This window comes from Chachezhania antarctica, from assembly GCF_003646465.1.
GTDB classification, from domain to species: domain Bacteria; phylum Pseudomonadota; class Alphaproteobacteria; order Rhodobacterales; family Rhodobacteraceae; genus Chachezhania; species Chachezhania antarctica.
The window spans coordinates 335932-351240 of sequence record NZ_QZEX01000003.1 but is presented as its reverse complement, the minus strand read 5'-3'; the positions used below and the strand labels follow the sequence as shown (position 1 = coordinate 351240).

At 68.5% G+C, this 15309-nt stretch carries 9 protein-coding genes; 7 read left to right on the top strand and 2 right to left on the bottom strand.

The window, feature by feature from the left end:
• Positions 1-6: 6 nt before the first annotated feature.
• Genes D4754_RS08775 through D4754_RS08750 form a run of 6 tightly spaced genes read left to right on the top strand, consistent with a single transcriptional unit; the run spans position 7 to position 11880 of the window.
• Positions 7-402, top strand: coding sequence for a GPW/gp25 family protein (locus D4754_RS08775; RefSeq protein ID WP_121062637.1), 396 nt, complete (start codon positions 7-9; stop codon positions 400-402).
• Complete coding sequence (locus D4754_RS08770; protein ID WP_121062636.1) at positions 399-2849, top strand: baseplate J/gp47 family protein; 2451 nt, start codon at positions 399-401, stop codon at positions 2847-2849. The genes D4754_RS08775 and D4754_RS08770 overlap by 4 nt, the downstream gene beginning before the upstream one ends.
• A complete protein-coding gene (locus tag D4754_RS08765) occupies positions 2846-5242 on the top strand; it encodes a baseplate J/gp47 family protein (protein ID WP_121062635.1) in 2397 nt (798 codons plus the stop codon). Before D4754_RS08770 ends, D4754_RS08765 begins: the two co-directional genes overlap by 4 nt.
• Complete coding sequence (locus D4754_RS08760; RefSeq protein ID WP_121062634.1) at positions 5239-7428, top strand: hypothetical protein; 2190 nt, start codon at positions 5239-5241, stop codon at positions 7426-7428. Before D4754_RS08765 ends, D4754_RS08760 begins: the two co-directional genes overlap by 4 nt.
• A gap of 10 nt (positions 7429-7438) precedes the next feature.
• The gene (locus D4754_RS08755; RefSeq protein WP_121062633.1) at positions 7439-11119 is read left to right on the top strand and encodes a right-handed parallel beta-helix repeat-containing protein; all 3681 of its coding nucleotides are present in this window, start codon (positions 7439-7441) and stop codon (positions 11117-11119) included.
• The gene (locus D4754_RS08750; protein ID WP_121062632.1) at positions 11116-11880 is read left to right on the top strand and encodes a carboxypeptidase-like regulatory domain-containing protein; all 765 of its coding nucleotides are present in this window, start codon (positions 11116-11118) and stop codon (positions 11878-11880) included. Before D4754_RS08755 ends, D4754_RS08750 begins: the two co-directional genes overlap by 4 nt.
• Positions 11881-11884: 4 nt before the next feature.
• Here D4754_RS08750 and D4754_RS08745 read toward each other — a convergent pair whose 3' ends face one another.
• Positions 11885-13501: a GMC family oxidoreductase gene (locus D4754_RS08745; protein ID WP_121062631.1), complete on the bottom strand. Its 1617-nt coding sequence runs from the start codon at positions 13499-13501 to the stop codon at positions 11885-11887.
• A gap of 199 nt (positions 13502-13700) precedes the next feature.
• Here D4754_RS08745 and D4754_RS08740 point away from each other — a divergent pair, with 199 nt between their 5' ends.
• Complete coding sequence (locus D4754_RS08740; protein ID WP_163025848.1) at positions 13701-14945, top strand: NAD(P)/FAD-dependent oxidoreductase; 1245 nt, start codon at positions 13701-13703, stop codon at positions 14943-14945.
• Between the two features lie 4 nt (positions 14946-14949).
• On the opposite strand, the gene D4754_RS08735 is transcribed toward D4754_RS08740, so the two are convergent.
• Complete coding sequence (locus D4754_RS08735; protein WP_121062629.1) at positions 14950-15306, bottom strand: cupin domain-containing protein; 357 nt, start codon at positions 15304-15306, stop codon at positions 14950-14952.
• Positions 15307-15309: the final 3 nt, after the last annotated feature.

Below are 15309 nucleotides of genomic sequence, written 5' to 3'. Positions count from 1 at the left end.
CAGCCCATGTCATCTCCCATCCGCGCCTCGAAGCACTCCCGCAACTTCCGGTATCCCTTGCAGGTGGAAGCCGGCGCCGACCGGCTGGCGCAGCAGCCGGATTACGCGACCCATGTCGAGGAGATGATCCGCCAGATCCTGCTCACCGATCACGGCGAACGGGTGATGCGCCCCGACCTGGGCACGACGCTTTACAGCCTTGTGTTCGAACCCTTGCGCGGGGCGTCTGCCACGATGATCCGCGCCAGTGTCCATGCCTCGCTGGAAAAGCACCTGGGCGACCTGATCAAGGTGATCGCCGTGAAGGTCGAGGTCGATGAAACCGCACTTCATGTCCACATCGCGTGGCACCTGAAATCCGATCCCGGCAGGCGCGTCCTGACGCTGGAGGTGCCGACATGACCACCGGACCCGACCGCCTTGCCCTCCTGCGCGGACACGCCACGCTGAACGGCATCGACCGCGTCGCCGTGTCCGCCGATCACGCGGTGATCGAGGTGCATTTCCTCAACCCGCCCTCGGCCGCGCTGGAAACCGCGCTGACGTCCGACCGTATCCGCGTCGTGCCCGACCCGGCCGATGGCGCAGCGCCGCCCCCGATCCTGACGGACGATATCGCGTGGCTGGGCGCCGGCGATGACCGGCGACTGTCGATCCCCTTTGCCGGTCCCGGGCCTTTCAACCCGCAGCGACTGGTGCTTGACGATCCGCTGATGGATGCGTTCTTCGGCTCGATCCTGTTTTCCTTCAAGGCCGGGTGCCCCAGCCGCTTCGACTGCAAGACCAACCCCGACTGCCCGGAGCCCGAGCGCCTTCAGCCCGTGATCGACTACACCGCGCGGGATTTCGACAGCTACCGGCAGGCGATTCTCGACTATGCCGCCACCCACTGGCCGGACTGGCGCGAACGGCATCTGCCCGACGTGGGCAACATGCTGGTGGACCTCATGGCCCACGCCGGATCGGAACTGGCCTACACGCAGGACCGCGCGGCGTTGGAATCTTCGCTCGCCACTGCCACGCAGCCTCGATCCCGCCGCGCCCATGCACGGCTGATGGACTACGACCCCGCCCCGGCACTGGCCGCGCACGGGCTGTTGGACGTTCAGGTCGGCGCGGGGAACGGGAACCTCGTCGCCGGCGGCCGCGTCTGGGCGCAGACGGTGGAAGGCGTGGAGATTCCGTTCGAAATCGGGCTGGGCCTGGCCGATCCCGAAGCCCCCCAGACATGGCCCGTCAACGCCGCGCTGGACGACGTGGCGCCATATCTCTTCGACGAAGATCAGTTCTGCCTCTTCGCCGGCAGCACCGGCATGGCGGTGGAGGGTCACCTTGCCGCCCTTCTGCCTGCGCAGGATCTGTTGGAAGATGGCCGCCCGGCCCGTCGCGCGCTGCTGCGGACGGACCCGGAGAACGCGGTGTCCGAAGCCGCCTCTGCCGCGCCCGAGAAACGGGTGCCGGTCTGGATCACCGACGCGCAGGACGACGTCGACACCCTGACCGGCGACGCTTTCACCCGCCTGACCTTCGCCGCACCGCTGGCTCAGGATCTGGAGCTTGAAACGCTCACGCTTCACGGCAACCTCGTCCCCATATCCGCCGGGCAGACGCAGGAGGCAATCACCTTCGTCGCGGGCCGTCGCAGCGATGCCGACCCGGCCCTGCCGGACCCGGAACGCGCCGCGCTGGCCGAGACCATCGAGCGTGAAGGCCCGGGCGATGCCGTGCTGCACCGGCTGTTCCTGCCCGGCACGGAAGACTGGCCGCTGTCGTGGCACGCGACCGGCGGCCCGGAAACCGCGCGCCCGGCGATCGAGATCACCGCGCTCAGCTGGGACGGTGCCACCTACCAGCCCGAGGACGAATGGACATGGCGCCGGTCGCTTCTGGGCGCGCCGTCCTCGCTGCCCGACAGTTCCGATTTCACGCTGGAAGACGGCCGCTGGGACACGATCCGCCGCTTCGATCACTTGAACGACCTTTTCGACTGGCGCGACTACCATGGGCCCCTTGGCACCACCCTGCGCTTCGGCGATGGCGAATTCGGGCGCGAACCGCCCACCGGCACGCTCTTCCGTCTGCGCTACCGGATCGGCGGGGGAGCGGCGACCAACCTGGGCGCGGACAGTATCACCCATATAGACCCGGGCGCGGTGTTGGGCGGGATCGAACCAGCGGTCGCCAACCCGTTCGCCTTGTCCAACGGAGCTGACGCGGAAAGCGAAGACGACGTTCGCATCAACGCCCCGCAGGCGTGGAAGGCCATCACCTTCCGCGCGGTCCGGGCGGAGGATTACGAGGAAGCCGCCGAAAGGCTGGACTGGGTCGACCATGCCCGCGCCCGCACGCGCTGGACGGGATCGTGGCTGTCCACCTTCACCACGCCCGACCCCGCCGACAGGTTCGACCTTCCGGTTGAGCGGCGCCAGGAACTGGACATCTGGCTCGACCGGTTCCGCATGGCGGGGCGCGACAGCCGCGTGGCCGATCCCGTTTACGCCGATCTGGATTTCGAGATCACCGTCTGCGCCGCCACCGACCGCGAACGGTCGGACGTGGCGCGGCGGGTGCAACGGCGGCTGTCGTCCCGGCCCGGCGGGTTCTTCGATCCGAACGACCGCAGCTTCGGGCAGGGGGTCGAACGCTCCCGGCTCGAGGCTGCAATCCACGGCGCCGGCGGCGTGCGCGCCGTCGAACGCATCCGCTTCCGCCGCCGCGGCTGGTTCGCGTGGCGCGATCTTGGCCCGCGCTACGAACCCGAGGGCGGGGCCGAGCTGATCCGCGTCGCCTCGGACCCGGCGCGCCCCGAACGCGGCAGCATCACCCTGATCATGGAGGGCGGGTCATGAGCTGCCCCTGCGACACCTGCCAGCCCATCGGCGTGCCGGACATCCCCCCGGGCCTGACCGCCCTGCCGCGCACCATCGGCCGGTTCGACGACTTCCGTGCGTCGATGTGGGCCGCCCGCCGCGATCATCCCGCCCTGCGGGACTGGTCTGGGCAGGCGCCCGGCGATCTGGGCGCGATGCTGGTCGATTTCTGGGCCGTCGTCTGCGATATCGGCGCCTTCTATGACGAGGTCCGCGCGAACGAGGCCTATATCGGCACCGCCCCCTCCGACCTGCACCTGCGCCGCCTGATCGGCACGCTGGGCTACCGTCCGAAACCGGCCACTGCCGCCAGCGCATGGATCGCGCTCGAAGTCTCGGGCGCCCGGTCCCGGACACTGCCTGCCGGCGCGGCCTTCCGCTCCGGTCCTGTGGGCGACGGCCCGCCGCAGGTGTTCGAGACGGGGGCCGATGCCGTCCTCCATCCCGCCTTCAGCGCCCTGCCGCTGGGGGCGCCCGCGCCGTCCACACTGGCCGCGGCGCAGGGACTTCAGGGGCTGGCGACGGTACCGGGTCTCTGGATCGAACCGCGCACCCTTGGGGTGCGGCCGGGGGACATCGTGATCGTCGAGGCCGGATCGGCGCTCCACATCACGCGGCTTCAGGCCACGCGGGAGGAGACCTTCGCTGACGGCCGCAAACTGTTGGAACTGACCTTCGCCACGCCCGTGCCCGTCGACCCCGAAAGCCTGGCGCCCGGCGACGTGACGCTCTGGACTCCGGGGCAGAGCGGGCGGCTCTGGTCGCAGACAGCCATCAGCGGGGATCACGACGCGATGACATCGACTTCGGTCGTGCTGTCAACGCTGTCGGGCCAGATCGCGCCCGGGGATATCGTCTCCCTGACGGGCGGCGACGGCAGCCTTGCCGTCACCCGCGCGGCGACAGCGCGCGAGGTGGGCATGACGGTCGTCGCCGCCGGCAGCACCACCGCGACGGACGAGGACGACGAAAGCTACACCATCGAAACCCCCGCCGTGCGGGCCCCCAGCACGCGGGTCACGTGGTCGGGCGCGCTTTCGGTGGGCGGCAGCAGCGCCGACGTGGTGGTGGGCTTTGCTATGCGACAGGCCGGGCAACTGGCGTCTCCACCGCAGGACACGGCCCGGATCGGTGCCGGTTCCGTCCTGCCCATCGAAGGCGCATGGCGCTATCGCAGGCGCTGGCCCGTGGCCGAGCCCCGCCAGATCACCGCGCTGATCAGCGACCCGCAGGGCAACGGGGCAGCGGTCTCGGCCGAGGTCGATCCGGCGACGGCCACGCTGACGCTGGGCGGAGAGGCCGAAACCCACGACCTGACCGCCCCGGTGACCGCTCATGGCAACGCCGTGAAGGTCACCCGCGGCGAAACCGTGGCGGGGGAGGTGCTGGGGCAGGGCAACGGCGCCGTTCCGCACCAGAGCTTCGAGCTGAAGAAACCGCTCACCTACCTGCCTGCGCCGTCCGAAGCGGGCTATGTCCCGGCGCTGGAGGTTCGAGTCGACGGGATTCTGGCCTCGGAAGTTTCCAGCTTCTATGGCCAGCCGGCCGAGGCGCTGGTCTACACCCTCCGCGAGACCGAGGACGGCAAGACGCTGGTCACCTTCGGCGACGGCATTCACGGCGCGCGGCTGGTGACGGGTGCGCTGGTCACGGCGGATTACCGCACCGGGGCCGGGGCCGATGCGCCGGGGCCGGACAGCCTCACGCAGATGGTCACCGCCGATGCCGAGGTCACGACCGTCCACCAGCCTTTCGCGGCCTGGGGCGGGTCCGACGCCGAAAGCCCGGACCTGCTGCGCCGCAACGCGCCACGGTCGGCGCTGCTGCTGGGTCGCGCGATCTCGCTGGCGGATTTCGAGGCGGCGGCGCTGACGCAGGATGGTGTGCAGGCGGCCGAGGCGACATGGACATGGTCGAAACGGCGGCAACGGCCCGTCGTCCAGATCCGTTTCGCGGGCGATGCGGCCCTAGCCCCGGCGCTCACGGCGCGCGTGCGGGCGCTGTCGGATCCGTCCGTACCGCTGGACATTGCGGCGGCGGCTCCTGTCCCGGTCAGGCTGGCGTTGCAGGTTGCCATCGAACCGGATCACCGGTCCGCCGATGTGCTGGCCGCCCTGCGCGAGGCCCTGACACTGCCCCGCAACGCGCGGTTCTGCCTGTCCCTGCCGCGGATCGGCGCGGCCTTCTTCCGAAGCGCGCTGGCGTCGGAGGCACTGGCCGTCCCCGGCGTCAACGCCGTCACCGCGATCACATGGGCCGATGGCCATCCGCCCGACCCGGAGGGCGAGGCCTGCCCCAAGGGCCACTGGTTCACGGTCGATCCGGATCTGGGCGGTTCGCTTGTCCTGAATGGCGAGGAGGCAGCGGCATGAACATCCCCACCGCACGCGACGATTTCGAACGGGTCCTGTCGGAGCATCTGTGGACACTGATCCCGCAGGTCTACCGCGACCGCGACGGGCTGGGCGACACTCCCGGTGCACTTCGCGCGCTGGTCGAGGTGATCGCCGGGCAGGCCGCTCAGCTTAGGCGGTCCCATGACAGGCTGTGGGACGATCAGCAGATCGAGCTGTGTGCCGACTGGGCGGTGCCCTATATCGGCGCACTACTGGGCACGCGGACGTTGCCGGCGATGTCGCAGCGGGGGCGGCGGATCGACGTGGCCAAGTCGATCTACTATCGCCGCCGCAAGGGAACGCCCGCGGTACTGGAGCAGCTGGCCTCGGACATCACGGGCTGGGATGCAGCGCTGGTCGAAGGGTTCAAGCGGCTGGCCCGCCTGCCGCATCCGCTGGACGCCCCGCGCGACGCGATGGAATGGGCCGCCGTGGCACCGATGGCCTCGCCTTTGCAAATGGAGCGTGTGGGCGGCCCTTTCGACCGGCTGCAACACATGCCCGATATCGCGGCCGGTGGGTGTCATGGCATCAACCGGATGGCGGTGCACCTCTACCGCCTGCGCGCCGTGCCGTTGCAGGGCGTGGTGCCGCTGCCGCAGGGCACGGTGGCCGATGCCTATACGTTTGATCCGTCGGGCCGGGACGTGCCCCTGTTCGCGCGACGGGGCAGGACGGGCGGGGAGGGCGATGCGCTAGACCCCGACGGCTGGCGCCCGGCCCGGGCCTGGGACGTGCCCGCGCCGATCCCGTGTCGCCTGCTGGGGGAGGAGGTCTTCGTGCTGACCCCGGCCGTACAGACCGCCCTGCGCGACTTCGGCCTGACCGACGCGCAGGTGGATGAGTTGCGCCCGCTTCTGGGCCGGGTCTTCGCTGGCCTCACCCGGCTGCGAACCGCGCTGCTGACGCGCCCGTCCTCGGGCGTGTTCCTTGGCGCCGCCACGCTGCGCGAGATCCGGCGGCTGGCGCTGATCGACGATTGCGGCAAGGCGCAGATGCTGCCCCGGTCGATCCGCGTGGAACTCGACGGCGCCGCGGCGGTGCCGCTGACGGACATGGCGGCGGGCTCCCTGGCCGACTGGGACGATCCCCGCGCGACCGTACCGCTGGTCATCGACCCTGAGCGCGGCCGGTTCCGGTTTCCGGGCGGCACACCTGACGGCGTGCTGACCACCGATCACCATATCGGACAGGCGGCGCCCATCGGCGCCACGTCACTGCGCCACCCGCAGCAACTCCCCACCCCTGATCGGCAGCGCACCGATGGCGAGCCGATCACCGCGCCAAATTTGCCACTGAACGGGACCCTGCGACTGTCGGGCAATGCCACCTGGGGCCAGCCCAACAACCGCAACGGGGTGGTGGATCTTGCCATCCACGCCGATGCCGGGACCCGTCCCTACCTGCGCCTGACCGGGAACTGGCGGCTGAACGCCACCGAGGACGGCAATGCCTCCCTTCATCTCGACGGGCTGTGGATCGGGGCCGAAGCAGGCGGCGCAGCCGCGCTGGTACTGGATGGCGACTGGGAACATGTGCGGCTGACCAACGTCACGCTCGACCCCGGCGGCGCGCTGACCGAGGACGCCGGATCGCCCGTCCTTCCCGCGATAGACCTGGTCGTTCGCGGGCGGGTCGAGCTTCTGGAGATCGACAGCTGCATCCTTGGCAGGGTCCGCACCATCGGCGGGCAGATCGACGAGATCCGGGCGGCGGACTCTATCTTCGACGACAGACTGGCGCTGGCGCCGCTTGACGACACGGACATTCATCTGGACCGGTGCACGGTCAACGGCGCGGTGCAGGGACGGCGGGCGTGGATTTCCAACACGCTGATCCGCCGCTGGCTGTCTCCCGTGGACCGGCAGGCGGGATGTTTCCGCTTTTCCGCCGCGCGCGAGGATTCCAGCCCGCCGCAAAGCTACCGCGCGCACCTTCTGGCCGGGAATACCGGACTGTTCCTGTCCACCCGCTTCGGCAACCCTGACTACATGCGGCTGCGTCGCCATGGCCCGGACGCTGTCCTGACCGGGGGCGAGAACGGGCAGGAGATGGGTGCCTTCCACGCGTTGGCCGACAATGCCCGGCTGGCGGCGCTCAAGACCAAGATTTCAGAATATGCCCCCTTGGGCGTGCTGCCGATTTACCGTTTCGAGACCTAGGAGCCTACCCATGTCGCACCAGGATCTGTCCCGTCGCACCCATGACACCCGCTACAACCGCCGCGGCCTTCTGGGCCAGGTCGGCCGCGTTCTGACCGACGAGGACGTCACCGCCATCGGCGATATCACCGCCGACGAGATGGCCGCCGACCGGGTGGGCATCATCGGCGCCCACGGCACATCGAACGACGGGTTCCGCGTATCGGACGCGTGGATCGAGGACGGGGTGATCGAATTCTCGCTGGAGGCGGGCGATTACTGGATCGGCGGCGAACGGGCCCGGCTCCACGAGGACACCAGCTTCCGCCTGCAGCCCGACTGGCTGACGCGCGAAGACCTGCCCGCGCCGGACGGCGAACGCTACGATCTTGCAGTGCTGGAACTCTACACCCAGCCCGTCGGCGCGACGGAGCAGGAGGCGGCCGTCGATCCCGCGCTTGGCGGTGTCGACACGGCGGCGCACCTGCGGATCATGGCGCGGGTGCGGCTTGTGACGGGGCTTGATGCGGGCGCGTGCCATGATCTGTGGGCCGAAACGCGGATCCGCTGGGCCGATGCGGGGTGGGGTGAACTGAACCCGGCGACCCATGAGCTGGAACCGGACGGCACGCTGACCGTGGGCTTCACCGAAATGGGCGAGGATCAGGACCTGTGCTCCCCCGATATCCAGGACGGATTCCTGGGGGCCGCCAACCGGGCGATCCGGGTGCAGATGGTCACGTCCGACATGTTCTGCTGGGGGTTCGAGAACGGCGGCCGGCTGATGCGCGCCACCGTCGATGCGGCGGGCACCGGGCTGACATTGCTGACAGATCCGGTCGACACCGCCCACTGGCCCGCGCCGGGACAGGTGGTCGAGGTGCTGCCCTGGGGCGCGGTCGATTTCAACGGCGAGAAGATCGCGGCAGAGGCCGAGGGCCATTTCACAACCGTCGATGCGGGCTATGATCCCGATACCGGTGAGGTGACGCTGGCCGATGCCGTGCCCGCCGGGTTCAACACCGCGTGGCAGGCGCGTGCCGATGCCGCCGATCTGGAAACCACGCGCTTCGGGGCCGACGAGCATGGGCCCTACGTCTTCGTCCGGGTCTGGGACCGGGGGCTCGACCGTGCATCGGCGCCGGCCATGGCCATCGGGGCGGCCGTGCCGTTGGGACTGACCGGCCTGACCGTGACGCATGCGGGCACCGCTCTGCGCCCCGGTGATGCCTGGATCATCGCCGCGCGCCCCTTCGCGCCCGACGACATCGCGCCGTGGGAGTTGCGCGTGGGCGCCGCCCCCGAGGCGCGCCGGATCTTCGCCGCGCCGCTGGCCACGATCCACTGGGACGGGGACGGCAACGCCAACGTCCACGACTGCCGCGCGCGGTTCCAGCCGCTGACGCGGCAGGGCGATTGCGTGACCTTGCGGGTGGGCGACGGCACCGCCTCGCACGGGGATTACCTGTCGATCCAGGCCGCCGTGAACGCGTTGCCCGATGCCGGCGGGCGTATACTCGTGCTCCCGGGGACATACGAGGAACACGTCAGCATCACCGGCGCGCGCGACATCCGCATCGAAGGTTGCGGGCCGCGAACGCGGGTTGTGCCTGCGACGGAGGCCGACGTGGTCGACGACACGCCGATCTTCGCCATCGAAGGCGGCACCAACATCATGCTGAAGGACATGGCCATCGACGCGCCCGCGCAACTGGCCGTTTCGGTGACGGCGGGCCATGGCGACGACAACCAGTTCATCCGCAGCCGGGCGATCCTGCTGGACTCGCTCCAGATCACCCATTTCCAGCGTGGCGGCATCTGGATCGCGGCGGCCATCGACGCGACCGTCCGCAACTGCCTGTGCCACGTGGACGGCACGCTGGACGACCGCGCGCTGGAGGAGGCGACCCACCGCCCGTCGATCTACGCGCAAGGCGACGAGCTGGTGATCGAACGCAATACGCTGACGGCCTCCGACTTCGGCAAGGTGCTGGCGCCCGCGCTGGGGGGCATCCAGATCGGCGGCGGCTCGGAAACGGCGCTGGTGCGCGAGAACCTGATCGAAGGCACCTACGGCAACGGGGTCACGCTGGGCTCGGTCGTTTACGTCCCGGTTCAGCAACTGGACGACCCGGACCGGCTGACGGCCTATTTCGCGCAAGCTTACGGCACGATCCTTCAGGCGTGGACCTTCACGGTGACCGATGACAACTGCTTTGGCCTCGATCCCGTGCCGCCCGCCCGCGATCCCGACGACAACGGCACCGAATGGGTGCCCGTCCCCGACGGTGCGCTGGCGGACATCCGGATCGAGGACAACCGCATCCGCGACATGGGCGGCAACGGCATCGGCGTGGTGCAGTACTTCAACCTCGATACCGATCCGTTCCTGATCTCGGTCGAGGACCTGGCCATCATCGGGAACGAGATCACGGGCGTCCTGTCGGGCGAAAACCGGCCCTTCCCGGCGGAAATGCAGCTCGTCGCCGCCTGGGCCGGGATCGCGCTGGCCGATATCGCCCGGACCGAAATCCGCGAGAACCGGATCGTCGGCAACGCCCGGCGCCACGACCTGCCGGCGGTCGGCATCTTCGCGCTCTATGCCGAGGATACCGAGATCGTCGAGAACACCATCGCCGATACCGGCCGCCGCCTGGACGAGGTCGACGGCGACGGCGCAGGGGGCGGCGGCTGGCGCGGGGGGATTGCCATCACGCAGGTGCGCCCCAACCCGCAGTCGGGCGGTAACCCTTACGATCTGGACGGGCCGATCCGGTCTGATGGATCGTCGGCGCTGGTGGTGCATGGCAATTCCGTCCGCGCGCCGCAGGGACGGGCCCTGCTGGCCTTCGGCATCGGGCCGATGCAGGCCACCGACAACCGGCTGGTCACGCAATCGGGCGCGTCGAACGGCTGGATCCTGGCCCTGTTCAACATGCGCCGGCTTGGGCAATTCTCACTGGGCGGTCTGCTGGTGAATTCGCTTTTCGTGGCCGTGGCCGAAGGGCAGCGGCCCAACAGTTCGGCCGGGCACCTGATCCTGTCGATCATGGGCGGCGACGTGGTGGCGATGGCGAACATGGGTGTCTCGAACGAGATCTACCTGCAGAACACCGGCCTGTCCGACACGCTGATCGGCGGCGATCAGGAGCTGGGTTTCGACACGCCCGGCGACCTGAAGGTCGGCGGTGACATCATGCTGAACGACAACCAGATCCGGCTGGACGGGATGGATGGGCAGTCATCGGCTGGGATTTCGGCCGTGGCGCTGGCCTCGCTCGACAGCGTGATGGTGAACGACAACCAGATCAGCCTCGATCTGGATGCCGACTTCATGGGCGTGAACCTTCTGGCCATCGGGTGGAGCGTGCATGCGTCGTCGAACCGGCTGAAGGAACCCCTGGCGAACTGCTTCGTCTCGGCACTGACATGGGGGCTGATGAACACCACCGCGATGAACCAGGCGTCGCATTGCGTGCTGGCCTTCGGTCCCGCGGCGACGTTGATGGACGCCGGCAATACCGAGCTGATCGAGACGATCTGGGGCGCAATGACGGGCAGCGATAACCGCGGCGAGTTGTGTGCACAGATGCGCGAAGGCCTGACAGGCGGCCTGACGAACGACCTGATGGCCGTACAGGGTTACACATCCATGCTGGGACAATTTTCCGGCCGCCCGGACGGGCTGGCCAAGACGGGAGTGGGACGATGACCGAGGAAAAGCCGACGAAGGACAAGAAGCCCGAGGCCACGGCCGAGGCGACGATGGCCGAGACCGTCCAGAAGCTGTTCAAGACCAAGCTGTCGCCGATGGATTTCGCCCGGGGCATGTCGCAGATGCCCGAACTGGGCGCGGTTTTACGCCACGCAGGGCTACAGGACGCGCGAACGATGGCGTCCGTACGGCTGACATCGGCACGGATGGAAGCGGTGCGGGCCAAGGCAGTTGGCGATCCCAAGGCCGAAGCCCGGGCCGAACGGGCGAAGGCCCATGCCGAGTTCCTTGCCGCCGCCGCCAAGCGGGAAGAAGACCGTTCGAAACCGGTGGAGGCGATGCTGGGCGAGTTGAAGGCGCTGGCCGGGCAGTTCCGGCTGGCCGGCAAGGTGGTGGACACGTCGGGCCGCCCGGTGGCGCATGCGACGGTGGAAATCGCGGGCGCGAAATCGGGCAATAGTTTCAAGGCCGAAACCGACGAAAACGGCGTCTATGACATCCGGGTGCCCGTGGGCAAGGAAAAGGCCAAGGCCGACGAGGGCGAGGACTTCCTTGAAAAGGTGCTGGCCGAGGACGGCAAGAAGGACACCGACCTGAAGGGCAAGATCGTCGCGGGCGCGGTCAAGCTGCGTAACGTGACCCTGCCGGTCACGAGGGCGTTCAACATCGACCATGCCGCACCTATCGCGACGACGCGACCGTCGTCGAAGCAAAGGCTAGAGCGCCGGCGGTCATCGAAAGCGAAAACGGGCAAGTGACGCCCTAACGCGTGTCCGCTAGGATCAGGTCGGCGGCCTTTTCGCCGACCATGATCGCGGGCGCGTTGGTGTTGCCTGAGGTCAGCGTCGGGAAGATCGATGCATCGGCAACGCGCAGGCCCTGAAGCCCGTGCACGTTCAGATTTGCATCGACCACGTCGGTCGCGGGGTCGGGCCCCATCCGGCAGGTGGAGACCGGGTGGAACACGGTCGTCGCGCGGGCACGGAAATCGGCGATCATGTCCTCGTCCGATGTCACGTGGCTGCCGGGGAGAAGCTCGGTCTCGACCATCTTCGCCATCGCCGGGGCCAGCGCGATCTGCCGCGACAGGCGCGCGGCGTCCAGCATGTCCTGCACGTCGAACTCGGTGGCAAGGTAGTTCGGGTGGATCTCGACCGGGTCCATCGGATCCGGAGAGCGGATCTGAAGGTGCCCGCGGCTGGTGGGCCGCGTGGGCTGCGCGCCGACAAGGAAACCGGGGAACGGGTCCGGGTTCATCAGCGGCCGCTTGCCCGGCGGCGCCTTGGTATAGCTGACGGGCGAAAAGAACAGCTGGATGTTGGGCCGAGACAGCCCCGGCCGCGACCGGACGAACCCGCCGGCCTGGTTCACGCCCAGCGACAGCGGGCCGCGTCGCGTCAGCACGTAGCGCATCCCGTGCCACAGCTTGCCGTACCACGGGTACAGTTGCTGGTTCAGCGTCGGCACCCTGGACCGGTACAGGTAGTCTATCCCCAGATGGTCCTGCAGGTTCCGCCCCACGCCCGGCAGATCGTGCAGCACCTCGACCCCCTTGTCGCGCAGCAGCCCCCCCGGGCCCACGCCGGACACTTGCAGAAGCTGGGGCGAGTTCACCGCGCCCGCCGAAAGGATGACCTCGCGCCGGGCCGTGGCCTGTTTCAGTTGCCCGTTCTGGCGGTATTCGATCCCGATCGCGCGGGTGCCTTGAAACAGGATCCGCGTCGCGTGGGCGTGCTTTTCGACCGACAGGTTGGCGCGCCGCCGGGCCGGACGCAGGTAGGCCCGCGCCGCCGACATGCGCATGCCGCCCTTCACCGTGTTCTGGTAGGTGCCCACACCTTCCTGCGCGGGGCCGTTGAAATCGGCGTTGCGGGTGTACTGCAATTCCTCCCCCGCCTTGACGAAATCCTGGCAGAGCGGATGCAGATCGCGGTCCAGCGTCGTGACATGCAGCGGCCCGTCGCCACCGCGGAAATCGTCGCCGCCGCGGTCGTTCGTCTCGGACTTCTTGAAATAGGGCAGGACGTCGTCCCATCCCCAGCCGGGGTTGCCCATTTCCTTCCAGTCCTCGAAATCCTCGGGCTGGCCGCGGATGTAGACCATCGCGTTGATCGCGCTCGACCCGCCCAGAACCTTGCCGCGGGGCCAGTAGGAGGGTCGGCCGTTCAGGGACTCCACGGGCTCGGTCTGGTACATCCAGTTGACGCTGGGCCGGTAGAAGGTCTTGCCGTAACCAATGGGCATCCAGATCCAGAAGTTCATGTCGCTGCCGCCCGCTTCCAGCAGCAGGACGGAGTGCTTGCCATTCTCGGTCAGCCGGTTTGCCAGCACGCAGCCCGCCGATCCCGCGCCGACGATGATATAGTCGTATTCCGCCATTCGAGATCCTTGATACTGCCCGCATTGTCCGGATCCGCGCGACCCTAGGCGCGGACAGGTGCGTCCGGCAGATCCATTTCCAATTCGCGTCCACACCAATTCGCGGTCCGGCCGGTCCGATGCGATGGGCCAGATTGGCCCTGCCATCCGATTGAAAACAAGCCTATCCTCGCGTGAGGCAGGTGAACGGGACATGGACATGACCGAAAGAACCATCGTGATCGTGGGGGCGGGGATCACCGGCGTTTCGGCCGCCGAATGGCTGCGCCGGGACGGCTGGAAAACCGTGCTTGTCGATCCGATCCATCCGGGCGATCCGGGGCAGACATCGTTCGGGAATGCGGGGCTGATCGCGCGGACCTCGGTCGTGCCGGTGGCGTCCCCGTCGCTGGTGCGCAAGGCGCCGATGATGGTCTTCGATCCGGATTCGCCCCTGTACCTGCGCTGGCGCTACCTGCCGCGGCTTCTACCCTGGCTGATCCCGTTCCTGCGCAACGCCAACCCGAAACGCATGCACGAGATCGCGGGCCCGCTGGCCGAGATGACGTTCGATTCCACCGAACAGCACATGGCGCTTGCCCGCGGCACGAAGGCCCAAGCGTTCATCACGCGCGGCGATTACATCTCGCTCTACCGTTCGCGCTCCTATTGGGAACAGGACACGCTGACGGCCGAGATCCAGAAGCGTTTCGACATGGTGCCCGCGCCGCTCACCCGCGCGGAGCTGGCGGAGCGCGATCGGAACCTTGGCCCCGATTACACCTTCGGGACGATCTACAGTGATTTCGGCTGGCTCAGCTCCCCCGCCGGATACGTCCGCGCGTTGTTCGATCACTACCGGGGGCAGGGCGGCGATTTCCGTCAGGCCAGCGTGGTGGACGTCACGCCAGGCGAGGCGCCAACGGTCACGCTGGAGGGCGGAGAGATCCTGACCGCCGACAAGGTCGTCCTGTCCGCCGGCGCATGGTCCCGGCGCTTCGCCAAGTCGCTGGGCATGACGATCCGGCTGGAGGCCGAGCGCGGCTATCACGTGAGCATGGCAAACCCCAGCTTCACCGCGCCCCATCCCTACATGGTGACGGATGCCAAGTTCGTTCTGACGCCGATGCAGGGCGCCCTGCGCGCGGCGGGCGTGGTGGAGTTCGCGGGCCTTGACGGGCCGGAACACCCCGAGCCGCCGAAGTTCATCGCGAAGGCGGTGAAACGCGTCTATCCGGGCCTGGAATTCGAAAGCTCCACCAGTTGGATGGGCCGGCGCCCCACCACGCCCGACAGCCTGCCAGCGATTGGCGAAGCCGCTGCCGCGCCGAACGTGCTGCATGCCTATGGCGGCCAGCATGTGGGGCTGACGATCGGCCCAAAGGTGGGCCGTCTGATCGCCGATCTGGCCGGGCGCAGGACGCCCAATATCGATCTTGCGCCCTACCGGCCCGACAGGTTCTGAACGCTCAGCCCGCGTCGATCAGGAACAGCTTGCGCATGTGTTCGTGGATCACCCATTCCCCGGACCAGCCCTTGGGCAGCACCAGCAGATCACCGGGCCCGATCTCGCGCGCACCCGAACCGTCGGCATTGGTGACCGACGCCCGGCCAGACAGGATATGGCAGTATTCCCCCGCCGCCGTCCGGTCGGCGGTGAAATGGCCCGGCGTGCATTCCCAGACGCCGATCTTCATGTGACCGTCCGGGGCCTGCCACAGCATGGCCGAGGCCTCCTCCTGCTCGTCGGTCAGGGTCGTGGGCTTGGACGCGAAGGGGCCCAGCGGTGTGTCGGCAAGGGCGGTGAAGGCTGAAAGGTCGGTCATGTC